Raw genomic sequence first — 26361 nt, 5'->3', positions numbered from 1 at the left:
CGTCGGATGAAGAAGCCGCCGAAGAACCTGGGGCTGCTGTTCGACTGGCACGTCGAGCAGTCCCGCACCACCGAGCTGATCCTGGACCGGCCGTTCGACATCGCCCCCGACTGCGGCGCGGACTACGACGCCGCCGCGCTGGCCGAACTGGTGCGGGAGGCGTCGGCCTGGCTGTACGAGGCCGGCGCGCGCAAGGGCGACCGGATCGCCGTCGTCAAGCGCAATCACTTCGACATGATCCTGCTGGCCGCCGCGGCCGCGCGGATCGGCGCCACCGCGGCGACGATCTCGGGGGCCAACTACCCCGAGCACCTGGCGGTGATGCTCAAGCGGCTCGACCCCTCGGTCACCGTGATCTCCTCGTACGTGCTGGAGGCGGCCGACCGCGTCGGGGTGGACCTGCGGTCGTTCGGCACCACCGTGCTGATCGACGGCGCCGACGCGGGAGCCGGTCTGCTCACGATCGACGGGCTGCGGGGCAGCGCCGTCCCGGCCCTCGATCTACGGGCCGACAGCGAGCCGATGATGATCACGCACACCTCGGGCACCACGAACACGCCGAAGCTCGTCGCGCACACCGCGGACTCCTGCCGGGCCGGCACCCGCCTGGAGCTGCTGCCGATGCCGCTCGCCGTCAACGGCCAGAAGGACATCGCGCTCAGCTCCATATCGTTCGCGCACTCGCGCGCCTACGCCTGGGCCATGGCGCAGCTCCGGTGGGCACCGAAAGCGCTGGTCATCGCCAGCAGCCACGAGGCCGACGACGTCGAGCGGGTGCTCGACCGGGCCCGGCCGACGACGATCGAGGCCACCCCGAACGTCTTCCAGCGCTGGGTGCCGCTGGTACGGCGCAGGCCGGAGCTGTTCGCGCGGGTCCGCTACTACATGAACACCTTCGACCTGATGCACCCGTCCATCGCCCGGCCGTTCGTGAACGCCTCCGAGCGCCGGTTCGTGCTGTGGGGGCACAGTTGGGGCCAGAGCGAGGTCGGCCCGATGGCCGGCTTCGGCTACACCCGCGGTCAGATCAACCGCCGTGCGGCCTCCGGCGGGAACATGAACATGATGGGCAACCCCTGGCCGGGGCTGGTGAGCGTCAAGGCCGCGGACCCCGAGACCGGCGAGCCGGTCAAGCGCGGCGAGGTCGGCGTGCTGTTCGCCAAGGCCAAGTCGATCTGCGTCGACTACGTCGGCGAGTCCGACCGTTACGCGGAGAAGTGGAAGGGCGCCTGGTGGAACACCGGTGACGTCGGCCACCGGGACGCCCTCGGCCGGATCCACTTCGTGGACCGCGCGGTGGACGCCATTCCGGGCGGGAGCGCCACGGAGCTGGAGAGCGAGCTGCTGGACCGGATCGACAACGCCGTCGAGGTGATCGTCCTGACCCGCGGCGACCAGAGTCCCGTCCCCGTCGTCAGCCTCGACGGACCGGACCTCACCGCCGAGGAGTGGGCCGAGGTGACGCGCGGTCTGGCACCGCTCGCGGCCCCGGTGTTCATCCCCTGGGACCGCCTTCCGCGGACGTCCACGTGGAAGGTGCGCCGTAAGGAACTGCGCTCGATGGTGTTCGAGGAAAGCGCCGACGACACCGTATTGGAGGAGCGATTCACGTGACAGCGACGCGCGATCCGTACGGCACCGCCCTGGAGTCGGTGCTGCGGACCGTCCCGTACAACAGCGGGACGGAATACCTGCACTGGTACCACAAGAGCGCGCCCGATCCGCGGCACGGGCTGGCGTGCATCTACCAGACGCTCTACGTGGCGGAGCGCGCGACGGCGCTCGGCGCGCCCGAGGCGAAGATCCTCCAGGATCTCCGGCACATAGCGGCGGTCTTCGAGACCGGCGGCGACGTCGTGGTGCTCGACCCGTACCTCCTGCACCTGACGCCGATCCGGTTCCCCGCGCGGGAGGTCGCGGCCGGGCACTCGTCGGTCGAGGTCGACGCCGCGCCGGTCAGGCTGGACGCCCGGGGCGGGCGGCACCCCGGCCGGCTCGCGGCGGTGTACCGGTCCTCCGACCACGGCTACCGGATCCGGCTGAGCTACTCCAAGTACAGCGTGGAGAAGGACACGTACATCCTGAGCAGGCACTTCACGCTGCGCTCGGAGAACGAGTTCGTGTACGCCGACTTCTCGTCCGACATGCTGGGGCTGCTCACCCATCCCGAGCAGAACAGCGTGTCGATCCGGGCGCTGGTGGCCGGGGCGGAGGTGACCGCCGAGGCGATCATCCCGCTCAAGGGCTTCGCCGACCGCGAGTTCTCGGCCGCCGACATCTGGCTGCGGTCCGGCCAGGGCGTGGCGTCCCGCAACGGCGACGGCGCGCACGCCTCGGCGGTCTGGGCGGACCTGGAGCGCAGTACGGGCCTGGGGCGCGCGGACATCGAGGAGCATCTGGTGTCGGCCGCGCAGGTGTATCAGAAGATCGCCGATCACCGGACGGACCTGCCGGGCTACTCCTTGCAGGACGCATGACGAATCGGGAGCGCATGGAGCTTCGGCGCGTTTTCATCGCCGGCACGATCCAGGGGGCCAACGCCGATCTGCGGATCGACGACCAGGGCTATCGCGAGCAGATCGCGGCTCTGGTGCGGGCGCGTTTCCCCGAGGCGGAGTGCTTCGACCCGAGCACCGGGGTCACCCGTCAGCTCGCCGACCCGACGACGATGTCGGTGATCGGCAAGCTGATCGGCGACGTTCCCCCGGTGCTCGACCTCGGGTCGCTGCCCGCGGAACTGGCCGCGCTGCGGGCCACGTTCAACGAGATGACCCGGGAGGCGGCCGACTGCGACCTGTGCATCGCCTTCCTGCCGGGCCGCACGCTCAGCATGGGCACCGCCATGGAGATGCAGGCCGCGTTCTCGGCCGGTGTGCCGGTCGTGGCGGTGACCTCGCTGGTCGACAACCTCGCGGTGATGTCGGTGTCGTCGTGGGTCGCGCGTGACCTGGACGCGCTCGCGGGACTCCTGGACGGACTGCGGGACATGAGCGTGCCGCTACCGGAGCGGGGTCACGGTGCGGACCGCGCCCTCGCCGGGGACGCCGCTCGCTGAGCCGCGCGGTGCGCTCCCGCACGCGGGACGCGGCTCACGCCCGGCGCGCCACCCGGTAGCGCAGGTAGAGCACGCTGGAGCTGAACGCGCGGGTCTCGACGAGGTCGAGGTCCACCCGGTGCTCGTCCCGGGGGAAGAACGGGACGCCGCCGCCGACGAGTACCGGGTAGACGCGTGCCCGGTACTCGTCGATCAGGCCCGCGGCGGCGGCCTGGGCGGCGAGCGTCGCGCCGCCGATCGCGATGTCCCCGTCCCCCGGCTCGGCCCGCAGCCGCTCGATCTCCCCGGCCAGGTCGCCGGAGGCCAGCCGGGCGTGACCCTCCACCTCCGACAGCGTGGTGGAGAACACCACCTTGGGCAGCGGCTTCCAGAGCGCGGCCCATTCGAGTTGGGCGGCGTCCATCGGCGGATCGTGGTCGGCGGTCTCCCAGTACAGCATCGTCTCGTACAGTCGCCGCCCCAGCAGATGGACGTCGATCTGCCGGATCTCGTCGATCCAGGAGCGAAAGACGTCCGGGTCCGGCTCCGTCCAGTTGAAGTCGCCGTCCGGCCCGACGATGTAACCGTCGAGTGAGACGTTCATCGAATAGGTCACCTTGCGCATGAGAAGTCCTCCTCCGTGACGAATGCGAAAGTCACGACCCGATATTTCGACATACCCCACGCAATTGCCGGAGAATCTCGCATCGTTGATCGGCTCGTATCCAGGCTGGTATACCTGCACGCATGTCACGCACAGCGCATTCCATGACGCCGCGCGCGCTTTTCCTCGCGCTGGTCAGCTTAGCGTCGACCCTGGCCCTCTCCGCACCCGCGGCGGTCGCGGACGACGTGAAGGCACCGCCCGGATTCGTCGCCCTCGGTTCGGTCGACCGCTCGATCATCCAGGAAATGCGTTACGCCACTGCGCACGACTTCGTCGGAGCGCCGGTGGACGGTTACGTCCAGCCGATGTGCCTCCTCACCCGCCCGGCGGCACTGGCACTCCACAAGGTGCAGCGCGCACTGCTGAAGACCGGGTATTCGCTGAAGGTCTACGACTGCTACCGCCCCCAGCGCGCCGTCGACCACTTCGTCCGCTGGGCGGAGGATCTGAACGACCAGAAGATGAAAGGCGAGTTCTACCCGGACGAGAACAAGGCCGATCTGTTCACCGACGGCTACATCGCGGCGAAGTCCGGCCACAGCCGGGGCAGCACGATGGACCTCACCATCGTCAGACTTCCGGCCGCCAAGACCCGCGCCTACGTCCCCGGCGAGCCGCTGACCCCGTGCTACGGCGCCCGCGCCGACCGCTTTCCCGACAACTCGATCGACATGGGGACCGGCTTCGACTGCTTCGACACCCTCGCGAACACGCTGGACCCGCGGATCACCGGCGTCCAACTGGCCAACCGGCTGACCCTCAAGAACGCGATGGACGCCGCCGGTTTCACCAACCTGCCGGTCGAGTGGTGGCACTACACCCTCGACCACGAGCCCTACCCGGACACCTACTTCGACTTCCCCGTCGCGCGGTCGTCGCTGAACTGACCCCGGAGCCGGGGCCCGGCCGCCGCCCCTTGAGGGCTCGGCGGCGGGCCGTTCCGGCGGGCGACGGACGACGGGCGTCAGGTGTCAGGCATCGGGCGTCAGGCGTCAGGCGTCAGGCGTCAGGCGAGGGAGCCGGAGGCGCGGCCGGGCGGCGGGCCGCCCGGGTCTCCGCCCTCGGAGGCGGCGGACGCCGCCGTGTCGTCGCTGTCCTGCGGCAGGGCGGCGCGCTTGGGCAGGAACACCAGGGCCAGGACGGCCGCGACGACGACGATGACGCCGCAGGCCAGCAGCACGGTGTGCATCGCGACGACGAACGCGTCGCGGACGGCGTCGAGAACAGCCTGGCTCTTGAGCTTGGCCGCCACGGCGACGCCCGCCGCGGGGCTGCGACCGGCGGCGTCCTGGATCTGCTGGGGCGACTGCCCGAGGTCCAGGTGGCCGCGGTACGTGGAGTTGGCCGCGGAGCCGAGCACGGCCACGCCGATCGCACCGCCGACCTGCCGTACCGCCTGGGTGAACGCCGACCCGACGCCGCTGCGTTCCTTGGACAGCGAGTTGAGGGCCGCCGCCATCGTCCGGGTCAGGGACATGCCGAGTCCGGCGCCGATGATCGTGAGCCAGATGGCGATGAACCCGTAGCCCGAGGTGGTCGAGGTGGCCATGCCGATGAACAGGCCGACGCCCATCAGCACGAACCCGAGCGCCGGTACGGCGCGCGGACCGAGCTGCGCGGGGAGCTTGTTGACGACGCTGGCGCCGACCAGCAGGCCGCCGATCAGCGGCAGCAGCCGCAGGCCGGTGCCGAGCGCGTCGGTCCCGAGCACCGCCTGGTAGTACTGCGGGAGGGCGAAGATCAGGCCGAACATCGCGAAGCTGACGACGGTGGCGAGGACCGAGCCCCACACGAAGCCGCGGCTGCGGAACAGTTCGAGATCCACCAGCGGGCTGCCGCCCGCGGCGGTGACCCGGCGCTCCCAGAAGGTGAACAGCACCAGGGCCAGCGCGCCGCCGACGATCGCCAGCACCACCACGGTGTCGCCCCAGCCGCGCACACCGGCCTCGATCGTGCCGTACGTGATCGCGGTCAGGCCGAGGCTGGAGATGAGGACGCCGACGTAGTCGATGCCGATGCCCGCGCTGCCGCGGGACTCGGGGACCAGCTTCGCGACCGCGAAGCTGCCGAGCGCCACGAGCGGCACGTTGACCAGGAAGACCGAGCCCCACCAGAAGTGGTTGAGCAGCGCGCCGCCGACGATCGGGCCGAGCGGCAGGCCGAGCATTGTGGAGATCGCCACGACCGTGATGGCCTTGGTGCGCTCCTCCTCGCTCTCGAAGATGTTGAGCAGCACCGATGTGCTCAGCGGCACGAGGAAGGCGCCCGCCAGGCCCAACAGCGCGCGGGAGGCGATCAGTTCGGTCGCCGTGTTGGAGTAGGCGCAGGCGAGCGAGGCCACGCCGAACAGGATCAGCGAGGCGAGCAGGAATTTCTTGCGGCCGTATTTGTCGCCCATCAGGCCCGCGGGCAGCAGGACCGCGGCCAGGACCAGCGTGAAACTGTCGACGATCCACTGGAGTTGGCTGGTCGAGGCGCCGAGGTCACTGCTGATCGTGGGGACGGCGACGTTGAGGATGGTCGAGTCGACGCCGACGGCCAGCAGGCTTAACCCGATCGCTCCGAGTGCCCACCATTTCCTGGTCTCCGTGCTGCTCATTCCGCCGCTCCTAGGTCTCGGGGAGATCGGCCGGGCCGTCGGTGTTCACCGCGTCCCAGCGCTTCCACATGGGGTCGGCCTCGGAGTCGAGCCAGGCGAACAGCCGGTGGGCCGCCCGCACGCGCCCGGCCCGTTCCGAGTCCTCCGGGAACAGCGCCAGCCCCTCGCCGGTGATGTCCACGAAGGACGTCAGACTCTCCAGCCGTCGTTTGAGCACGCCCGACCACGCGTCCTCGGTGATCTGGTAGTAGGTCGAGCGCTGACCTGCCCGGGTGACGGCCTGCACCATCCGCGCCTCGGTCAGCAGTTTCAGCGTGGTGGTCAGGGACGCCCGGCTGGCCTGGACCGCCTGCGCGATCTGCGCGGGGGTCTGGGCCGGCGGCTCGCTGACCATGAGCCAGGCCACCGTCCGCCCCATGATCGGCGGCCACCCGGCCTGGCTCATGAACCAGGACGTGACGCGCTCCATCCACGCCTCGACGTCCGGGCCCGGCCTCGACTCCCCGCCCTGGCCGAGGGGTTGGGGTGTGGGGTCAGGACCCGGACCGGTCATGTCTGCCATCGTACGGAACCTTCTCGTTGTTGCTGTACCCGCTACTCGTTTCAGTCATCAATGTAACGTCAAGATACGGCTTCCGCACGGTCGTCGGCGGTCACGGCGCGCCACTCGGCGGCGGTCAGGGTGGGTTCCGCGGGCGCGACCGTGCCGGCGACGGCGGCGAGCGCGGCCTGGACGTCCGGTGCGCCGAGCGCGTCGGCCTCGCCCGACAGCGTGTTGACCAGCAGCGCGGCGGAGCAGACGACGGGGTCGAGCAGCGCCGCCTCGCCGATCGTGTCGGCCTGGCGGCGGCGTTCGGCGGCGTAGCGGGTCAGCCGCGGGTCCTCGGACCTGGTCTGCACGTCGGGGTAGCAGACGTCCTGCGACGTGGCGAGGATCCAGGGCGTGTCGACGACCGCGCCGACCGCGCGCTGCACGGCCTGCGCCGCGCCGGGGACCAGGCCGCCGCACTCGGACAGCGTCCGGTCGAGGGCGGCGGCGGCCAGCGCGGCGCTGCTCATGCCGTGTCCGTAGACCGGGTTGAAGGCGGCGACGGCGTCGCCGACGACCGCGAGCCCGTCGGGCCAGCGCACCAGGCGCTCGTAGAAGAGCCGGCGGTTGGCCGTCGAGCGGGATGCCTGCACGGGGGTCAACGGCTCTGCGTGGCGCAGCAGTTGCGAGATCAGCGGGTGGCGCAGGGAGTCCAGGTAGTCGCGGAACCCGTCCTCGTCGCCGGGCGGTTCTGCGCCGCGGGTCCCGGAGAGGGTGACCATCCAGCGTCCCCGCTCGATCGGCAGCAGGATGCCGTTGCGGCCCGGCACCCCGGCGCGGTGGTCGGCGTAGACGCTGACGAGCGGGAAAGGACCGCGGGCGCCCTCGGGTGCGGCGAAGATCCGGGTGGCGTAGGCCATGCCCGAGTCGATGACGTCCTCCTGGACGGGCGGCAGGCCCAGCACGCCGAGCCAGCGCTTCATCGGGGAGCCGCGGCCGGTAGCGTCCACGACGATGTCCGCCTCGACGACCGACATCCCGCCGCCCGTACGGGGCTTGTAGGTGACGCCGGTGATCCGGTCGGCGTCGCCGCGCAGGCCGATGATGTCGGTGTCGGCGAGCACGGTGATCCGCTTGTCGCGCAGCGCCTGGTCCCGCACGGTCCAGTCGAGCAGCGGCCGACTGGCCGCGATCATGAACTGCGTCTCGGGCATGCGCTGTTGCCAGCCGTAGGCGGTGAGCGAGACGAGGTCCTCGGGCAGCCGGATCCGGTGGGCGCCGTCGGCGAGCAGCCGGTCGACGGTGCCGGGCAGCAGCGATTCCATGAGTCGCGCGCCGCCGGACCACAGGACGTGCGTGTGCTTGGCTTGCGGGACTCCGCGGCGCGGGTCGGGCCCGTCGGGCAGCCGGTCCCGGTCAAGGACCGTGACGGTGTCGACGTGGCGCAGCAGCGCGACGGCCGCCAGCATTCCGGCCATGCCCGCGCCGAGCACGACGGCGCGGCCTCCGGCGACGGGTCCGGTGGGTCCCGTGGGCCCCGTGGATGTTCCGACCATGGTGTCCTCTCACGTTCCTTTCCTGATGGATGCCCTGGGGTGCGCCTCGGGGCGGGGACCTCGGCCGGGACTCACGCCGGGGCTTAGGCCTCGGCCGGTCGTCGCGCGTACGGGCGGCGGTCGCGGTCCGTAACCGGGCCCGGCGGCGGGTCCTGGGCGGCCCGGCGTCTCCCGGCAGACGGCCGGCTCATGACGCGGGGACCCGGCCGAGGCAGGCGGCGACGGCCGTGGCCACGGCGGGCCACTGCTCGGCCAGGTAGAAGTGGCCGCCGGGGAAGCGCCGGAAGGACGTCCCGCCCGTGGTCTCCCGGCGCCATCCCTCGGCGTCCGCACCGCGCGCCCAGGGGTCGTCCTCGCCGAGGAACACGCTGATCGGGCAGCGCAGCGGCACGCCGGGACGGTAGGCGAAGGCGTCCAGCGCGCGGTAGTCGCCGCGCAGCACCGGCAGGACCATGGCGAGGATGCCCGGGTCCGCGAGCAGCGCGCCCGCGGTGCCGCTCAACGCGGTGAGGTCGGCGACGAGTTCGGCGTCGCTGCGGCGGCCCAGGTGCGCGTTGCGGTGCACGGCGGGCGCTCCCCGCCCGGAGGCGATCAGCGCCACGGGGCGGGTCCTGCCGCCCGCCTCCAGGCGGCGTGCCACCTCCCAGCCGACCAGGGCTCCCATGCTGTGTCCGAAGAGCGCCAGCGGAGCGGTGTCGGGCAGGTGCCCGAGCGCGTCGGCGACGGCGTCGGCGAGGCGTCCGATGTCCTCGGTGCAGGGCTCGTTGCGCCGTTCCTGCCGACCGGGGTACTGGGCGGCCAGCACCTCCACGCCGGGCGGTATGTGCGCGCTCAGCGGCTTGAAGAAGGTCGCCGATCCCCCGGCGTGCGGCAGGCAGACGAGCTGCACCGCGCCGGGACCGGGCGCCGCGGGCGTGTAACGGGTGATCCACGGACCGGTCTTCAGGTCCCAGGCGGTCATGGTTTCCTCCTCAGCGCCGCCGGGCCGGTTCGGCGACGGCGGATGGAGCGGTGGGCGTACGGGGGGTGGATGCCGGTGGCGGCCAGGTCTCCTGTGGCGCCCGCGCGGGGCCACGGGATGCCGGGGCTGCCGTCGCGCCCGCGCGGGGCCGCCGCGCCGGATCGGGGTCCGGGCGCGGCGTCGGCCGGAGGTCCTTCCGGCCGGCGCCGCGGGCGCGTCAGTCGGGGTCGAGGGCGGACAGCCAGCCGTCCACGGCCGCCGCGGTGGCCGCGGCGTGCTCGGCCTCGATCATCGAGAAGTGGTCGCCCGGCACGTCGACGGTGTCGTGCGGCAGCGCCCAGTCGACCCGCCAGCCCTCGGCCGCACCGCCCTGGTGGCCGCCGATCGGTTCGCTCGCCCGTACCAGCAGAGTGGGCGCGGTGAGGGCGTCGAGGCCGTAGTCGAACCCGGCGTAGCGGGCGCGGGCGGTGAGCCATGCCTCGCCCGCGTCGTCGGCGGAGGTCTCCACGACCTCCCGGCGCTCGCGCAGCGAATTCTGCAAGGTGTCCGTCCAGTCGGCGCCGAGCCCGTGCCCGCCGCCCCAGGTCGGCGTGTCGATGAGTACGAGTCCGGCCGGGGCGTGTCCGTCCGCCGCCAGTCGGGCCGCGGTGACGGCGGCGATGTTGCCGCCGCCGGAGTAGCCGAGGACCGCGAACCGCCGTCCCCCGGCGGCCTGTTGGGCCGCCTGTGCCAGCGCCTCGGTCAACGAGTCGACGGAGAAGGGCAGTTCCTCGCCGGACACGAAGCCGGGCAGGCCCACGACGGTGGTGGCGCGCCGTCCGCCGAGGCCGGCGGCGAACCGCGCGTACTGGTGGAAGTTCTGCCGCCAGATGAAGGTCGGGAAGCAGATCAGCAGCGGCTCGTCCGGGCCGTCGGCGAGTTTCACCGTCCGCAGGGGGCGGGTCAGTTCGGCGGTGGTGGTGAACTGGGCGCGGTAGTCGGCGAACCGGGCGAGCAGGTCGTGCGCCTCCTCGCCCCGGCCGAGTTCCACGGCGCGTTCGAACAGGCCGCTCAGGCCCTCGGCCGAGCGCACGGCGGGCGCCGCCGGGGCGGCGGATCCCGTGGCGGCGTCGCCGAGTTCGCGGTCGAGGTGGGCGGCGAGCGCGTCAACGCTGGCGTGGTCGAAGACCAGGGTGCTGGGCAGCGCGATGCCGGTGACGGCGCTGAGCGTGGTGGACAGTTCGACGGCGGACAGCGAGTCGAAGCCGAGGGTGGACAGTTCGCGGTCCGGGTCGACGTGCTCGCCCGACGGGTGACCGAGCACTCGGGCGACCTGGAGGCGTACCACGCCCAGCAGTTCGGCCGGCCGCTCGTCGGGGCCGAGCCCGGCGAGCCGTTCCCGGAAGGTGCCGGACTCCTGCGGCGCCGCCGGTTCCGCGGCGGGCGCGGGGCTGACGGAAGGGGCCGGGAAGGTGGCGGTCCGGCGCGTCGCGCCCGTAGCGCCCGTAGCGCCGAGCCAGTAACCGGCGCCTTGGAACGCGTAGGTGGGCAGGTCGACGACGCGGGCGCCGGTGCCCGCGAACACCGCCTCCCAGTCGGGCCGGACGCCGCGGGTCTGCACCGCGGCGACCGCGGCGAGCAGCGTGCGGGCCTCCGGCCGGTCGCGGCGCAGCGCCGGGACGACGACGGCGCCCGCGGCGGCCTCCCCCAGGCTGTCGCGCGCCATGGAGCTGAGCGCGGAGTCGGGGCCCAGCTCGACGTAGGTGGTCACACCGGCGGCCGCCATCGTCCGCATGCCGTCGAGGAACCGGACGGCCGAACGGATGTGGCGGGCCCAGTAGTCGGGTGAGGTCAGCTCGCCGGGCCCGGCGATCGTGCCGGTGACGTTGGAGAGCACGGGGATCTCCGGTTCGGCGAAGGTCATCGTCGCGGCCAGGTCCCTGAAGGGGTCCAGGATCGGGTCCATCCGCGTGGAGTGGGAGGCGATGCTGATCGCCAGCCGCCGGGTCTTGCGGCCCCGCTCGGCCCAGTGCGCGACGAGTTCGTCCACCGCGGCCTCGTCCCCGGAGACGACCACGGCCCGGGGGCCGTTGACCGCGCCGAGCGACACCTCGTGGTCGCGTCCGGCGAGCATCGGCGCCAGTTCGGCCTCGGACGCCTGGATCGCGGCCATCGCGCCGCCGGGCGGCAGGTCGCCCATCAACCGCCCGCGCGCGGCGACCAGTTCGGCCGCGTCGGGCAGCGACAGCACCCCGGCCAGGTGCGCGGCGGACAGCTCGCCGACCGAGTGGCCGATGAGGTGGCCGGGCCGCACGCCCCACGATTCCAGCAGCCGGTACAGCGCGACCTGGACGGCGAAGGTCACCGGCTGGGTGTACCGGGTCTCGTCCAGCAGGGCCGCGTCCGGTGATCCGGGCGCCGCGAACGCCAGCTCGCGCAAGGGGCGTTCGAGGTGCGGGTCCAGCGCCGCGCAGGCGCCGTCGAAGGCCGCCGCGTACGCCGGGAAGGTGGCGTACAGCTCCTGTCCCGCGCCCGCGCGCTGTGCGCCCTGGCCGGTGAAGAGGAAGGCCGGGCGACCGCTCGCGGACGGCGGCCCGACGGCCGCGTCCGGGTCGGGCACGCCGTCGGCGAGCGCCCGCAGTCCGCGCAGCGCCTCCTCGCGGTCGGCGGCCAGGACCGTGCCGCGGGCGGTGAGTTCCGCGCGGGTGGTGGCGAGGGAGTAGCCGACGTCGGCCACCGCGAGCTCGGGCCGGGCGGCGAGGTGGTCCGCGAGCCGGGCGGCCTGGGCGCGCAGCGCGCGGCTGCCGTCGCCCGAGACGGGCAGCAGGACGGGCACGGCGGGGGCGGCTACGGCGTCGGCATCGGCGGCCCCTGCTCCGACGGTCCCTTCACCGGCCGCCGCAGGAGCGCGTACGCCGGTCGGCGGGGCCGGATCCGCGAGTTCCGCGGGGGCCTGTTCGAAGATCGCGTGCACATTGGTGCCGCTGATGCCGAAGCCGGACACGGCGCCGCGGCGCGGTCGCGGCTGGTGCCCCGACTCGTCGGCGGGCTTGGCCTCGGGCCACGCGATGGTCTCGGTGAGCAGCCGCACCGCACCGGAGTCCCAGTCGACGGCGGGCGTCGGGGCGTCGATGTGCAGGGACTTCGGCATCGCGCCGTTGCTGATCGCCAGCACCATCTTGAGCACCCCGGCGATGCCCGCGGCGGCCCCGGTGTGCCCGAAGTTGGACTTGATGGAACCGAGCCGCAGCGGCTGGTCGGCGGGCCGCTCCTGACCGTACGTGGCCAGCAGCGCGCTGGCCTCGATGGGGTCGCCGAGCGTCGTGCCGGAGCCGTGCGCCTCCACGATGTCGACCTCGTGCGCGGACAGCCCGGCGTTGCGCAGCGCGGCGCGGATCACCTTGGCCTGCGCGCGGCTACTGGGCGCGGCCAGGCCGTTGCTGGCACCGTCCTGGTTGATCGCGGAGCCGCGGATCACCGCGTGCACCCGGTGGCCGTTGCGGCGCGCGTCCGACAGGCGTTCCACGACGATCGCGCCGGCGCCCTCGGCCCAGGCGAATCCGTCGGCGGCGGCGGCGAACGCCTTGATGCGGCCGTCGGCGGCGAGTCCGCGCTGGTGGGTGAACTCGATGAAGAGGGTGGGGGTGGGCATCACGCTCGCGCCGCCGACCAGGGCCATGGCGCAGTCGCCCGAGCGCAGCGCCTGCGACGCCTGGTGCAGCGCGACCAGCGACGAGGAGCAGGCGGTGTCGATGGAGACCGCGGGCCCCTCCAGGCCCATGACGTACGCGATCCGGCCGGACGCCACGCTGCTGGCGTTGCCGGTGAGCTGGTAGCCCATGATCTGCGGCGGCAGCTCCTCGGCGTCGGTGCCGTAGCCCGCGTAGGAGACGCCGAGGAAGACGCCGGTCGCACTGCCCTTCAGGGAGTGCGGGTCGATCCTGGCGTTCTCGACCGCCGCCCAGGACACCTCCAGGGCGAGCCGCTGCTGCGGGTCCATGGCCAGCGCCTCGCGCGGCGAGATGCCGAAGAACTCGGCATCGAAGCGCGGCAGGTCGGTGAGGAAGCCGCCCTGGCGGGCGATCGAGGCGCCGGGGGTGTCGCCGTCGCCCAGCAGCATGCCCAGGTCCCACCCGCGGTCGTCCGGGATGTCGGTCATCATGTCCCGGCCGGACTCCAGCGCCTCCCACAGCTTCTCCGGGGTGTCCGCGCCGCCGGGGAAGCGACAGGCCATCCCGACGACGGCCAGGGGCTCGGTGGCCGCCGACAGCAGCCGCTGGTTCTCCTCGCGCAGCCGTTCCGTCTCGGTGAGGGCCGCGCGCAGCGCCTCGACGATGCGTCCGGTCTCCATGGCCATCAGTGACTCCGTTTCTGCTGGGACTTCCGTGGGGCCCGGCGCCGCTCGCGCCGCGTGTCGTGATCTCCGGTGGGCCGGGGCCCCGGGCTCGGCTCTCGCGTCGGCCGCCTCCGGGCGGCTGCTCGGGCGTTCAGAACCGGTACCGCTCCTGCCACGGCCCCCGGTGGCTCGCGGTCCGGCTCCGTACCGCGGGTCGAGGGGCGAGGCCGGTCCGTGCGGTCCGGTGCCGTACCGACCGCTGCTGTACGAACCGCTGCCGTGCCGACCGCTGCCGTACGTACCGGGCGCACGCCGTCACCGCTCGCCCAGCGCGGCGCGCACCAGGTCGTCGACGTCCATGTCGGCGATGGCCTCGCGCCGCTCCTCCCGCGCCTCGGGTTCCTCGGGCGCGTCGGGTGTGTCGGCCAGCCGCAGCAGCGTGTCCAGGACGCCGGCGGCGCGGAGCCGGGCGAAGGGGACGGTGGCCAGCAGTCCGCGGATCCTGGCCTCCTCGGAGTCGGCCGAAGGGGGTCCCGCGACATCGGCGGAGCCCTCCACCAGCTCTTCGTGGAGCCGGGCGGCGAGCGCGGACGGGGACGGGCAGTCGAAGACCAGGGTGCTGGGGAGTGTCAGGCCGGTCGCGGCGTTGAGCCGGTTGCGCAGCTCCACCGCGGTGAGCGAGTCGACGCCCAGGTCCTTGAAGGCCCGCGACGGCCCGACCGGGTCGGTGCCGCTGAGCCCGAGCACCGCGGAGGCGTGCGAGCGGACCAGATCGAGCAGGTGCTCGCGCTGCTCGGCCGCGGGCCGTCCGGCCAGTTTCGCGGCGAGCGAGCGCGCTTCCACCGGGGCGGTGGAGCGGGCGGCGGCCCGGCGTCCCGCGGGCCTGCCGCCCGCGACCAGTGCGCGCAGCATGCCGGGCACCGGCGCCTGCCCGGCCTGGTCGCGCAGCGTCGGCAGGTGCAGCCGGGTCGGGACGGCCAGGGCCGTGCCCGTACCGCGCGCCGCGTCGAGCAGGGCCATGCCGCGCCGGGCGTCGATCGGCAGCACACCGGAGCCGGTCATCCGGGCGACCTGCTGCTCGTCCAGCCGTCCGGTCAGCTCGCTGACCTCCGACCAGTAACCCCAGGCCAGGGAGAGCGCGGGCTGACCGTGGGCGCGGCGATGGTGCGCGTACGCGTCCAGGAACGCGTTCGCGGCGGCGTAGTTGGCCTGTCCGGGGTTGCCGAGCACACCGGCGCCCGCCGAGTACAGCACGACCTCGGCCAGGTCCGACTCCCTTGTCAGGTCGGCGAGGTTGACCACCGCGTCCACCTTGGGCCGCAGCACCCGGTCGACCTGTTCGGAGGTCAGCGAGCCGACCATCCCGTCGTCCAGGACACCGGCGGTGTGCACGACGGCGGTCAGCGGGCGGTCGGCCGGGACGGCGTTCAGTACGGCGGCGAGCGCGTCGCGGTCCGCCGCGTCGCACGCGGTGACGGTGACGCTCTCGGCGCCCGACTCCAGGAGTTCCGCGCGCAGTTGTACGGCGCCGGGGGCGTCGGGACCGCGTCGGCTGGTCAGCAGCAGGTGCCGTACGCCCCATGCGGTGACCAGGTGCCGGGCGGCGATCGAGCCGAGAGTGCCGGTGCCTCCGGTGACCAGCACCGTGCCGTCCGGGTCGAGCGGCTTGGGCACGGTCAGCACCAGCTTGCCGGTGTGCTTGGCCTGGCTCATCAGCCGGAACGCCTCGGGCGCGCGGCGCACGTCCCAGGTGCGGACGGGCAGCGGGCGCAGGATACGGCGTTCGAAGAGCGCGACGAGCTTGCCGAGGATCTCCGCGATCCGGTCGGCGCCCGCGTCGATCAGGTCGTAGCGGCGGTACGCCACCCCGGGGTGGTCGGCGGCGACCGTGTCCGCGTCGCGCGGATCGGTCTTGCCCAGTTCCAGGAATGTGCCGCCCTCGGGCAGCAGCCGCAGTGAGGCGTCGATGAACTCCTGCGCCAGCGAGTTGAGTACGACGTCCATGCCGTGCCCGTGGGTGGCCGCGAGGAACTTCTCCTCGAACTCCAGGGTGCGGCTGGAGGCGATCCGGGACTCCTCGAAGCCCATCCGGTGGAGCGTGTCCCACTTGCCCTCGCTGGCCGTGGCGAAGACCTCCGCGCCCCAGTAGCGGGCGAGTTGGGCTGCGGCCATGCCGACGCCGCCGGTCGCGGCGTGCACCAGCAGCCGCTGTCCCTCGGCGAGGCCCGCGAGGTCCGCGAGCCCGAACCAGGCGGTCAGGAACACCGCGGGCACGCCCGCCGCCTGCTCGAAGGACAGGCCGCGCGGTATCCGAGCCACCAGCCGCTGGTCGGTGACCGAGTACGGTCCGAACGGGTCGTGCAGCAGGCCCATCACCCGGTCTCCGACGGCCAACCCGGCAACGCCGGGCCCGACCTCGGTGATCAGACCCGCGCCCTCGCTGCCGAGCCGGGCCTGGCCCGGCACCATGCCGAGGCTCACCAGCACGTCACGGAAGTTCACACCGGCCGCGCGGACCGATACGCGTACCTGCCCCTCCTCCAGCGGTGCCAGCGCCTCGGGGTGCGGAATCAGCGCGAGTGCGTCCAGGGTGCCGGGCGCGGTGGTGTCGAGCCGCCAGGCCGCGGCGCCGGCCGGCGGGCGCAGCAGGCGGGTGGTGTCGGCCGGGGCGAGGCGCGGCACGGTGGCCACCCCGACGCGCAGCGCGATCTGCTGCTCGTCGGCGGCGATCGCGCTGTTGAGGGCGGCGCCGACGCGCAGCCGGGACTCGTCGCGGCCGTCGAGGTCGAGCAGCAGGAACCGGCCCGGGTTCTCGGCCTGCGCCGACCGCAGCAGCCCCCAGAGCGCGGCGTGCGCCAGGTCCTCGACGTCCTCGTCCTCGGCCGCGGCGACCGCCCGCCGGGTCACCAGCGCCAGGCGGGTGCCCCGCAGCCGGTCGTCGGCCAGCCACTCCTGGAGCAGGGCGAGCGCGTCGGTGACGACGTCACGGGTGGTGGCCGCGAGGTCGCCGCCGGGCTTCGGCGTACCGAACGACAGCAGGGCCAGGCCGGGCGCGGGCGCGCCCTCGGCGATCGCGGCGGCCAATTCGACTGGGCCGGTGCGGACTTCGGCCACGGCGTCCACCGCGCGCAGCGCGGGCAGCAGACCGTGGACGTCGTCGCCGAGTACGGCCCAGCCCGCGCCGGTCGGCGCGCCCGCGTCCAACGGGAGCCGCTGCCAGTCGAGTTGGAACAGCGCGTCCTTGATGTCCGCGTCGGCGTCCGGACCCGCCGCGTCCAACTGAGCCGCGCTGACCGGCCGCATCACCAGCGAGCCGACGGAGAGCACCGGGGCGCCGTCCGCGTCGGCGAGCGTCAGCCGCAGACTGTCCTGCCCCTCGGCCGCCGTGACCCGCACCCGTACAGCCCCGGCACCGACCGCGTGCAGCGTCACGTCACGCCAGGCGAACGGCAGATAGGTGGCCGAGGAATCGAGGAAGTCGCCGAAGCCGGTGGCGTGCAGCGCCGCGTCCAGCAGTGCCGGGTGGACGCCGAACCTGCCCGCGTCCTGGTGGAGTTCGACCGGCAGCGCGGCCTCGGCGTAGACGACGTTGCCGAGCCGCCAAGCGGACCGCAGCCCCTGGAAGGCCGGGCCGAAGGCGTAGACGGTCTCCTGCGCCCGCTCGTACATCCCCTCGGTGTCGGCGGCCACGGCGCCCGGCGGCGGCCACGCGGTCCCGCCCAGCGCGGCGTCGGCACCGCCGTCCGCCGCGTCGGCGGCGGGCGCGAGCGTGGCGGTGGCGTGCCGCGTCCACTCCGCGGGGGTCTCACCGCCCTCGGGCCGGGCGTGCACCTCCAACTCGCGGCGGCCCCGCGCGTCGGGCGCGGCGACGGACAACTGCACCTGGACGTTGCCCCGTTCGGGCAGCACCAGCGGGCTGCCGAGGGTCAGTTCCGCCACCGTGCCGCAGCCCGCGAGGTCGGCGGCGTGCAGCGCCAGCTCCACGAAAGCGGTACCGGGCAGCAGCAGCCGGCCGCCCACCCGGTGGTCGGCCAGCCAGGGGTGGGTGGCGGTCGACAGCCGCCCGGTCAGCAGCAGCCGGTCCGCGCCCGCGACCGGCAACGCGGCGCCCAGCAAGGGGTGTCCGGCGGCTTCGAGCCCGAGGTCGGAGGCGTCGCCGGAGTTCTTGTAGCCCTCGGCGAGCCAGTAGTGCTGGTGCTGGAAGGCGTAGGTGGGCAGGTCCACGGGGCGGGCGGGGGTTGCGGCGAAGACGGACCGCCAGTCGACGGGGAGGCCGCGTACCCAGCCTTCGGCGAGGGAGGTCAGGAAGCGTTCCTGGCCGCCCTCTTCGCGGCGGAGGGTGCCCAGGGCGACGGCGTCCGATGCCGCGTCCTCGAAGGTCTCCGCGAGACCGACTGCGAGAACCGGGTGGGGGCTGGACTCGATGAAGTACCCGAAGCCGTCCGAGAGCAGGGCCCGAACGGTCTCGTCGAAACGGACTTCCTGACGGAGGTTGGTCACCCAGTAGTCGGCGTCCAGCGCGGTCGTGTCGAGCTTGCCGCCGGTCACCGTGGAGTAGAACGGCACCTGCGACGACCGGGGCTCGATGCCCGACAGGACTTCAACTACCTCGTCGCGTATGGCATCGACCTGTGCCGAGTGCGAGGCGTAGTCGACATCGATACGACGCGCCCGTACGCCCCCGGCCTCGCATCCGGCGAGGAGGTCGTCCAACGCCTCCGGCTCACCGGAGACGACCGTGGACGACGGGCCGTTCACTGAGGCGACGGATATCCGCCCGTCGAAGCGCGCGATCTGCTCCCGCACCGCTTCCGCCGGGAGGGCGACGGAGACCATCCCGCCACGCCCCGACAACGACCCGCGAATGGCCTTCGCCCGCAATGCCACGACCTTCGCCGCGTCCTCCACCGACAGCGCGCCCGCGACGCACGCGGCGGCAATCTCCCCCTGGCTGTGACCGATCACCGCACCCGGCTCGACACCCGCAGCACGCCACACCTCGGCGAGCGACACCATCACCGCCCACAACGCCCCCTGAACGACCACCACGTCATCCAGGACGCCCTCGCGGATCGCCTCCACCACCGACGACCCCACGTAAGGACGCAGCGCCGCGTCACACTCCGCCAACCGCGCCGCGAACACCGGAGACGAGGCAAGCAACTCCGTAGCCATCCCCGCCCACTGCGACCCCTGACCAGGGAAGACGAAAACCACCCGGCCGGAGCCCGGACGCACCACACCGGACACCACGCCCGAGGCCGCGACACCCTCCGCGACAGACCCCAGCAGGCCCCGCGCCTGGTGCGCCTCCGTGGCGAGCGCCACGCCGCGGTGCTCCAGGGCGGCCCGTGACGTGGCGAGCGACAGCCCGACGTCGGCCGGGCGGGAGCTGTCGCCGACGTGGTGCGCGAGCCGTTCGGCCTGGCCGCGCAGCGCGTCCGCCGACCGCCCGGACACGAGCCACGGGACGACCGTCAGCGGCCCCAACGGGCTCCTGTCCGGGCCGACTTCGGGTTCCGCAACGGCCTGCGCACCGTCGTCCTCCGGCTCCTCCAGGATCACGTGCGCGTTCGTCCCGCTGATCCCGAAGGAGGACACGGCGGCCCGGCGCGGCCGGTCGGCGCGCTTCCATTCGAGTGGTTCGGTGAGAAGTTCGACTCCGCCGCCGGACCAGTCGATGAAGGGGGACGGCTCGTCGACGTGGAGGGTGCGCGGCAGCAGTCCGTTGCGCATCGCCTGGACCATCTTGATGACGCCCGCCACGCCCGCCGCGTGGGCGGTGTGGCCGATGTTGGACTTGATGGAGCCGAGCTTGAGGGTGTCGCTGTCGGCGCGGTTCCGCCCGTAGGTCGCGAGCAGGGCCTGGGCCTCGATGGGGTCGCCGAGCCGGGTGCCCGTGCCGTGGGCCTCGACCGCGTCCACTTGGTCGGCGGACAGGCGTGCGTCGGCGAGGGCGTCGCGGATGACGCGCTCCTGGGACGGGCCGTTGGGGGCGGTGAGCCCGTTGCTGGCGCCGTCCTGGTTGAGGGCGGAGCCGCGGAGCACGGCGAGCACGTGGTGGCCCTGGCGCCGCGCGTCCGACAGCCGCTCCAGCAGCAGCACCCCCGCGCCCTCGGACGGGCCGAAGCCGTCGGCCGCCCCGGCGAAGGACTTGCAGCGGCCGTCGGGCGCGAGGGCGCGCTGCCTGCTGAAGGCGATGAAGCCCTGCGGTGTCGGCATCACCGCGACACCGCCGGCGAGGGCGAAGGAGCACTCTCCCGACCGCAGCGCCTGCACCGCCAGGTGCATCGCGACCAGTGACGACGAGCACGCGGTGTCGACGGTGAGCGCGGGGCCCTCCAGGCCGAGGCTGTAGGAGACGCGACCGGAGACGACGCTGGCGAAGGAGCCGACCCCGATGTAGCCCTCAAGGCCCTCGGGCACCTTGTGGTTGCCGGTGACGTAGTCGACGGTGGCGGCGCCGACGAACACCCCGCCGCGGCTGCCCTTGACGGACAGCGGGTCGATGCCCGCGCGCTCCAGCACCTCCCAGGAGATCTCCAGCATGAGCCGCTGCTGCGGGTCCATGATCAGGGCCTCGCGGGCGTTGACGCTGAAGAAGTCGGCGTCGAACTGGTCCGCGTCGTGCAGGAATCCGCCCTCGCGCACGTAGTTCTTGCCCTCGGCGTCGGGGTCGGCGTCGTAGAGGCTGTCCAGGTCCCAGCCGCGGTTGACGGGGAACGGGGTGATGGCGTCGCCGTCCTCGGCGACCAACTGCCACAGGTCGTCGGGGGTTTCGACGCCGCCCGGGTAGCGGCAGGCCATCGCCACGATCGCGATGGGCTGCGGGTCCTCCAGCTCGCGGACCCGGCGCCGCGCCTTGCGCAGGTCGGCGGTGGCGCGCTTGAGGTACTCGCGGAGCTTGTCCTCGCCGACCTGGCCGGCGCCGGCGCTGCTGACCGTGGTGTCCATCAGGAGTCACACCTATTCGTGTTCGGGTTCGGTGAGGTCACAGCCGTACGGTGGGCGCCGTCACGGGGTGTCGAGTTCGTCGTCGAGCATGGCGAGCAGTTCGGAATCGGTGGCCGCTTCGAGATCGAGGTCGTCGGCGGCGTTGCCGGCGGACCGGGCGGCGCCGGGGTCCTGCGCGTCCTGCAATTTGGAGGCCAGGGCGTGCAGCCGCGCGGTGACCTTCCGCCGCAGCTCGTCGTCGGCGGCCGGCAGGTCCAGCAGCACCGATTCCAGGCGGTCCAGTTCGGCGAGGGCCGGGACGGTCTCGGCGGCTTCGCCCGGGGCGAGTTGGCCGCGGATGAAGCGGGCCGCGGCGGTCATGGTCGGGTGGTCGAAGGCGATGCTGGCGGGCAACTGGACACCGATGGACGCCTGGAGCCGGTTGCGCAGCTCCAGCGCGGTCAGGGAGTCGAAGCCCAGCTCCTTGAAGGCCCGGTCGGTCTCGATGGCCTCGGGTGAGCCGTGGCCGAGCACCGAGGCGACGTGGCCGCGGATCAACTCCTCCAGCCTGTGCAGTTGTTCGGCCTGCGACAGCCCGGCGAGCCGGGCCGACCAGTCGGCCGCCGCGGTCTCCGCGCGCGGTGCCTCCACCTTGCGCCTGGCCGGTGCGACGGCCTGGACGAGGCCGCGCAGGAGGTCGGGGAGCGTGCCGGACGCGGCCCGTACGCGCAGCGCGTCGGTGTCGAGCCGGATGGGGACGAGCAGGCTCTCGCCATCGGTGACGGCCGCGTCGAACAGGTCGGTGCCCTGGCGCGCGGACAGCGGCAGGACCCCGGCCCGCGCGACCTTGGCCGCGTCGGCGTCGGCGCCCATCGCGCTGCTCTGCGCCCACAGGCCCCAGGCGAGTGACTGACCCGGCAGCCCGAGGTCGCGGCGCTGCCGGGCGAGGGCGTCGACGAAGGCGTTCGCGGCGGCGTAGTTGGCCTGGGCGATGCTGCCGAGGACGCCGGAGGCGGAGGAGAACAGCACGAACGCGGACAGGTCGGCGTCGCGCGTCAGATCGTGCAGATGGAGAGCGGCGGCGGCCTTGGGCGCGAAGACCCGGTCGATGTCCTGCGCGGTGAGCCGTTCCAGCGAGGCGTCGGACAGCACGCCCGCGCAGTGCAGGACGGCGGTCAGCGGGTGTTCCTCGGGGACGGCCGCGAGAAGGGCGGCGAGCGCGTCGCGGTCCGCGGCGTCGCACGCGGCGACGGTGACGGTCGCTGCACCCGACCCGGTCAACTCATCCCGCAATTCGGCCGCACCGGGGGCCTCTTCGCCACGGCGGCCGACCAGCAGCAGATGACGTACGCCGTGCCGCTGGACCAAGTGACGAGCGATCAGGCCGCCGAGGGCGCCGGTGCCGCCGGTGATCAGGACGGTGCCGTCGGGCCGCCACGGGGTGCCGCCTGCCGCCGACGACGTGGCACGGGCGAGCCGGGGCACCATGACCGTGCCCGCGCGCAGGGCGAGTTGGGGTTCGCCGGAGCCGACAGCGGCGGGTACGGAGGTGGGGAAGAGCGCCAGCGAGCCCGGGTCGTCGTCCACATCGACCAGGACGAACCGGCCGGGGTGCGCGGCCTGCGCCGAACGGATCAGACCCCACAGCGCGGCGCCGACGAGGTCGCCGATCCGGTCCTCGGCGCGGGCGGCGACCGCGTGCCGGGTGAAGACGACCAGCCGGGACGGTGCCAGCCGGTCCTCGGCGAGCCAGCTCTGGACCGTGGCGAGGAGGTCGACGGTGGCGGCACGGGCGGCCGAGGCGTCGTCCCGCTCGTGCGGAGCGAACCCGTGGCTGACGGCGACGAGTTCGGGCGCGGGAAGCCCCGCGTCGAGAGCTTCGGTGAGCGCGCCGAGATCGTCGTACGCCTGCGGGTACGCCCCGGACTCCTCCAGGGCTTCGGTGAGCCGGTCGTCGACCGGGCCGAGCAGCAGCCAGTCGGCGCTCTGGCCGGAGACGGGAACCGGCGCCCACTCCACGCGGTGGAGGCTGTCCGGCCGGCCGGCGGCCGAGTGGTTCACCTCGTCGGCGGTCACCGGCTGCGGCAGCCCGGCGTCCAGGACGGCGACCGGGCCGCCGTCGGGATCGGTGAACGTCGCGGTGAACTCGTCGGGCTGGCCGGTCGGACGCAGGTGGGCGCGGAGCGCGGTCGCCCCGGCGGCGCGCAGCGAGAAGCCGGACCACCGCGTCCACTGAGCGTTCTGGTTCCGGTTGACCAGGGCGGGTTGCAGTGCCGCGTCCAGCAGAGCCGGGTGAAGGCAGAACCGCGCCGCGTCGCGGGCGTGTTCCTCGGGCAGCCGGATCTCGGCGTAGTACTCGCGGCCGACCCGCCACAGCTTGCGCAGGCCCTCGAACGCCGGGCCGTACACCTGGCCCAGGTCGGCCATCCGGCGGTGGAAGTAGGCGAGGCTGACGGGCTGCGCGCCGCTGGGCGGCCAGACGGAGCCTTCGAGTTCGTCGGCCGGGCCGGACGCGTCCGGTTCCTCGGGTACGAGGACGCCGGTGGCGTGCCTGACCCACGGCGCGTCCGGCTCGGCGTCCTCGGCGCGGGCGTGCACGGCCAGCGGGCGGCCACCGTCCTCGTCGGGCGCGCCGACGGACACCTGGACGTGCACCGCGGCCTTTCCCCGCAGCGCGAGCGGCACGGTCAGCTCCAGCGTCTCGATCCGGCCGCAGCCCGCCATCTCGCCCGCGTAGAGGGCGAGTTCAGCGAAGACAGCGCCGGGCAGCACGGGACGGTCGTGCAGACTGTGGTCGGCCAGCCACGGGTGGGTGCGCAGCGAGAGGCGGCCCGTCAGCACGATCCGGTCCTCGTCGGCGACGCGGACCGCGGCCGACAGCAGCGGGTGATCGACGGACTCCTGCCCGAGCCCGCTCGGGTCCCCGGCGCGCGCGGCGTCACCCTCCAGCCAGTAGCGCTGGTGCTGGAAGGCGTAGGTCGGCAGGTCCACGGGGTGGGCCGGGGTTCCGGCGAAGACGGACCGCCAGTCGACGGGCAGGCCGCGTACCCAGCCTTCGGCGAGGGAGGTCAGGAAGCGTTCCTGGCCGCCCTCTTCGCGGCGGAGGGTGCCCAGGGCGACGGCGTCCGATGCCGCGTCCTCGAAGGTCTCCGCGAGACCGACTGCGAGAACCGGGTGGGGGCTGGACTCGATGAAGTACCCGAAGCCGTCGGAGAGCAGAGCCCGGACGGTCTCGTCGAAACGGACCTCCTGGCGGAGGTTGGTCACCCAATACGCCGCATCGAGCGCGGTGGTGTCGAGCTTGGCACCGGTGACCGTGGAGTAGAACGGCACCTGCGACGATCGCGGCTCGATGCCTGACAGGGCCTGGACGACCTCGTCACGGATGGCGTCGACCTGTGCCGAGTGCGAGGCGTAGTCGACATCGATACGACGCGCCCGTACGCCCCCGGCCTCGCATGCGGCGAGAACGTCGTCCAGCGTCTCCGGCTCGCCCGAGACCACCGTGGACGAAGGCCCGTTGACCGAAGCCACACCGATCCGGCCGTCCCAGCGCGCGATCAGCTCCCGTACGTCCTGCGCGGGCAACGCGACCGACACCATCCCACCGTTGCCCGACAAAGTCCCGCGAATGGCCTTCGCCCGCAGCGCCACGACCTTCGCCGCGTCCTCCACGGAAAGAGCACCCGCGACGCACGCGGCGGCAATCTCACCCTGGCTGTGACCGATCACCGCACCCGGCTCGACACCGGCAGCACGCCACACCTCGGCGAGCGACACCATCACCGCCCACAACGCCCCCTGAACAACGACCACATCATCCAGAGCGCCGTCGCGGATCGCCTCCACCACCGACGAGCCGACGTGAGGACGTAGCGCCGCGTCACACTCCGCCAACCGCTCCGCGAACACCGGAGACGAAGCAAGCAACTCCGTAGCCATCCCCGACCACTGCGACCCCTGACCGGGAAAGACGAAAACCACCCGGCCGGAGCCCGGACGCACCACACCGGACACCAGACCCGGCGCCGGGACGCCCTCCGACAGCGAACCGAGCGCGCTGAGCGCCGACTTGGTGTCGGTGGCGACGGTGACGGCGCGGTGCTCGTGCTCGGCGCGGGTGAGGGCGAGCGCCCGGCCGATGGAGGCGAAGTCCGGGGCGTCGGAGTCGCCCGCGTATCCGCTCAGTCGGCGGGCCTGTGCGCGCAGGGCGGCGGCGGACCGGCCCGACACGGGCCACGGGACGGCGTTCAGCGGGCCCAACGGGCCTTCGTCCACCGCGGATTCGGCCTCGTCGGGCTCGGCGAAGTCGGTGGCGGCTTCCAGGACGACATGCGCGTTGGTGCCGCTGATGCCGAAGGCGGAGACGCCCGCGCGGCGCGGCCGGTCATCGGCGGTCGGCCACTGCCTGGCCTCGGTCAGCAGCTCGACGGTACCGCTGGACCAGTCGACCTGGGGGGTCGGCGCGTCCACGTGCAGGGTGCGCGGGAGCAGTCCGTACCGCATGGCCTGCACCATCTTGATCACACCCGCGACACCCGCGGCGGCCTGCGCGTGCCCGATGTTCGACTTGACCGAACCGAGCCACAGCGGCCGGTCGGCGGGGCGGTCCTTGCCGTAGGTGGCGAGCAGTGCCTGCGCCTCGATCGGGTCGCCGAGCGTCGTACCCGTACCGTGCGCCTCGACCGCGTCCACCTCGTCACCGGTCAGCCGGGCGTCGGCGAGCGCGGCCTCGATCACCCGGCGCTGCGAGGGGCCGTTGGGGGCGGTCAGGCCGTTGCTCGCGCCGTCCTGGTTGACCGCGGTGCCGCGGACCACGGCCAGCACGCGGTGGCCGTTGCGCCGGGCGTCCGACAGCCGCTCCAGCAGCACCAGGCCCGCGCCCTCGGAGAAGCTGGTGCCGTCCGCGGCGGCGGCGAACGCCTTGCACCGGGCGTTGGGCGCGAGCATCTGCTGGCGGCTGAACTCGATGAACTCCATCGGGCTCGGCATCACCATCGCGCCCCCGGCCAGGGCGAGTTCGGACTCGCCGTCGCGCAGCGACCGCACGGCCAGGTGCAGGGCGACCAACGACGACGAGCACGCGGTGTCCACCGTCAGCGCCGGGCCCTCCAGGCCGAAGGCGTAGGACACACGGCCGGAGACCACGCTGTTGGCCGACCCGGTCATCGTGTAGCCCTCAAGGCCCTCGGGTATCCGCGCGACATCGGCGCCGTACCCGGTGTAGGACGCGCCGACGAACACGCCGGTACGGCTGCCGCGCAGGTCGGCGGGCGCGATACCGGCCCGCTCGAACGCCTCGTACGCGGACTCCAGGACCAGCCGCTGCTGCGGGTCCATGGCCAGCGCCTCGCGCGGCGAGATGCCGAACAGCTCGGCGTCGAAGTCGGCCGCGCCGTCCACGAAGCCGCCCTCGCAGGCGAGTTCGACGCCCTCGGGGTCGAACAGCCTCAGGTCGTCGGTCTCCCAGCCGCGGTCACCGGGGAAGCCGGTCATCGCGTCCCCCTCCCCCGCGACGAGGTCCCACAGGTCCTCGGGGGAGGTGACACCGCCGGGATAGCGGCAGGCCATGCCGATGACCGCGACGGGTTCGTGGCTCTGCGCCTCGACCGTCCGGAGCCGCCGCTGCGTGCGCCTCAGGTCGGTCATGACCTTGTTGAGGTAGTCGCGGAGCTTCTTCTCGTCGGTGGACGGGGCCTGGTTCGTCATCGCGTGCACTCCGGGGATCGTGGGGACCTGCGGGCGGGGTTTCCAGAGAACGAGCGGG

General features: G+C 73.3%; 12 protein-coding genes. 4 read left to right on the top strand and 8 right to left on the bottom strand.

Features of this window, described 5'->3' with window-relative positions; genetic code table 11:
• Window positions 1-6: 6 nt before the first annotated feature.
• From ACIOC1_RS16830 to ACIOC1_RS16820, 3 genes are read left to right on the top strand one after another with little or no spacing between them, the layout of a single operon-like run.
• A complete protein-coding gene (locus ACIOC1_RS16830; RefSeq protein WP_401854994.1) occupies window positions 7-1614 on the top strand; it encodes an AMP-binding protein in 1608 nt (535 codons plus the stop codon).
• The gene (locus tag ACIOC1_RS16825) at window positions 1611-2477 is read left to right on the top strand and encodes a hypothetical protein (protein WP_355332693.1); all 867 of its coding nucleotides are present in this window, start codon (window positions 1611-1613) and stop codon (window positions 2475-2477) included. Before ACIOC1_RS16830 ends, ACIOC1_RS16825 begins: the two co-directional genes overlap by 4 nt.
• Window positions 2474-3055 (top strand): hypothetical protein, encoded by a 582-nt coding sequence (locus tag ACIOC1_RS16820; RefSeq protein ID WP_401854992.1) that lies wholly within the window; start codon window positions 2474-2476, stop codon window positions 3053-3055. The genes ACIOC1_RS16825 and ACIOC1_RS16820 overlap by 4 nt, the downstream gene beginning before the upstream one ends.
• A gap of 34 nt (window positions 3056-3089) precedes the next feature.
• Here the strand turns inward: ACIOC1_RS16820 and ACIOC1_RS16815 are convergent, their stop codons facing one another.
• Window positions 3090-3659, bottom strand: coding sequence for a dihydrofolate reductase family protein (locus ACIOC1_RS16815; protein ID WP_355332699.1), 570 nt, complete (start codon window positions 3657-3659; stop codon window positions 3090-3092).
• Between the two features lie 122 nt (window positions 3660-3781).
• Here ACIOC1_RS16815 and ACIOC1_RS16810 point away from each other — a divergent pair, with 122 nt between their 5' ends.
• Window positions 3782-4588, top strand: coding sequence for a M15 family metallopeptidase (locus tag ACIOC1_RS16810; protein ID WP_401854989.1), 807 nt, complete (start codon window positions 3782-3784; stop codon window positions 4586-4588).
• Window positions 4589-4707: 119 nt separating this feature from the next.
• Here ACIOC1_RS16810 and ACIOC1_RS16805 read toward each other — a convergent pair whose 3' ends face one another.
• The 7 genes from ACIOC1_RS16805 to ACIOC1_RS16775 form a co-directional block, all read right to left on the bottom strand.
• Complete coding sequence (locus tag ACIOC1_RS16805) at window positions 4708-6300, bottom strand: DHA2 family efflux MFS transporter permease subunit (RefSeq protein WP_391129175.1); 1593 nt, start codon at window positions 6298-6300, stop codon at window positions 4708-4710.
• A gap of 10 nt (window positions 6301-6310) precedes the next feature.
• Complete coding sequence (locus ACIOC1_RS16800; RefSeq protein WP_355332707.1) at window positions 6311-6862, bottom strand: transcriptional regulator; 552 nt, start codon at window positions 6860-6862, stop codon at window positions 6311-6313.
• A 59-nt stretch (window positions 6863-6921) separates the two neighbouring features.
• A complete protein-coding gene (locus tag ACIOC1_RS16795; protein ID WP_401854985.1) occupies window positions 6922-8385 on the bottom strand; it encodes an FAD-dependent oxidoreductase in 1464 nt (487 codons plus the stop codon).
• A gap of 187 nt (window positions 8386-8572) precedes the next feature.
• A complete protein-coding gene (locus ACIOC1_RS16790; protein ID WP_401854982.1) occupies window positions 8573-9346 on the bottom strand; it encodes a thioesterase II family protein in 774 nt (257 codons plus the stop codon).
• A 217-nt stretch (window positions 9347-9563) separates the two neighbouring features.
• On the bottom strand, window positions 9564-13676 hold the full coding sequence (locus ACIOC1_RS16785) for a type I polyketide synthase (RefSeq protein ID WP_401855321.1): 4113 nt from the start codon (window positions 13674-13676) through the stop codon (window positions 9564-9566).
• A gap of 300 nt (window positions 13677-13976) precedes the next feature.
• Complete coding sequence (locus tag ACIOC1_RS16780; protein ID WP_401854980.1) at window positions 13977-20615, bottom strand: SDR family NAD(P)-dependent oxidoreductase; 6639 nt, start codon at window positions 20613-20615, stop codon at window positions 13977-13979.
• Between the two features lie 60 nt (window positions 20616-20675).
• Entirely contained in the window at window positions 20676-26303 is a 5628-nt protein-coding gene (locus ACIOC1_RS16775) for a type I polyketide synthase (RefSeq protein ID WP_401854977.1), read from the bottom strand.
• Window positions 26304-26361 lie beyond the last annotated feature (58 nt).

The organism is Streptomyces sp. NPDC088197 (genome assembly GCF_044741185.1).
Taxonomy (GTDB): Bacteria; Actinomycetota; Actinomycetes; order Streptomycetales; family Streptomycetaceae; genus Actinacidiphila.
The sequence above is the reverse complement of the archived record's forward strand: the minus strand, read 5'-3'. Positions and strand labels throughout refer to the sequence as shown.

Excerpts from the sequence above, each read along its gene's own strand:
- ACIOC1_RS16830 (WP_401854994.1), top strand. The coding sequence starts at position 7 with ATGAAGAAGCCGCCGAAGAACCTGGGGCTGCTGTTCGACTGGCACGTC.
- ACIOC1_RS16820 (WP_401854992.1), top strand. The coding sequence starts at position 2,474 with ATGACGAATCGGGAGCGCATGGAGCTTCGGCGCGTTTTCATCGCCGGC.
- ACIOC1_RS16815 (WP_355332699.1), bottom strand. The coding sequence starts at position 3,659 with ATGCGCAAGGTGACCTATTCGATGAACGTCTCACTCGACGGTTACATC.
- ACIOC1_RS16810 (WP_401854989.1), top strand. The coding sequence starts at position 3,782 with ATGTCACGCACAGCGCATTCCATGACGCCGCGCGCGCTTTTCCTCGCG.
- ACIOC1_RS16805 (WP_391129175.1), bottom strand. The coding sequence starts at position 6,300 with ATGAGCAGCACGGAGACCAGGAAATGGTGGGCACTCGGAGCGATCGGG.
- ACIOC1_RS16800 (WP_355332707.1), bottom strand. The coding sequence starts at position 6,862 with ATGGCAGACATGACCGGTCCGGGTCCTGACCCCACACCCCAACCCCTC.
- ACIOC1_RS16795 (WP_401854985.1), bottom strand. The coding sequence starts at position 8,385 with ATGGTCGGAACATCCACGGGGCCCACGGGACCCACCGGACCCGTCGCC.
- ACIOC1_RS16790 (WP_401854982.1), bottom strand. The coding sequence starts at position 9,346 with ATGACCGCCTGGGACCTGAAGACCGGTCCGTGGATCACCCGTTACACG.
- ACIOC1_RS16785 (WP_401855321.1), bottom strand. The coding sequence starts at position 13,676 with ATGGAGACCGGACGCATCGTCGAGGCGCTGCGCGCGGCCCTCACCGAG.
- ACIOC1_RS16780 (WP_401854980.1), bottom strand. The coding sequence starts at position 20,615 with ATGGACACCACGGTCAGCAGCGCCGGCGCCGGCCAGGTCGGCGAGGAC.
- ACIOC1_RS16775 (WP_401854977.1), bottom strand. The coding sequence starts at position 26,303 with ATGACGAACCAGGCCCCGTCCACCGACGAGAAGAAGCTCCGCGACTAC.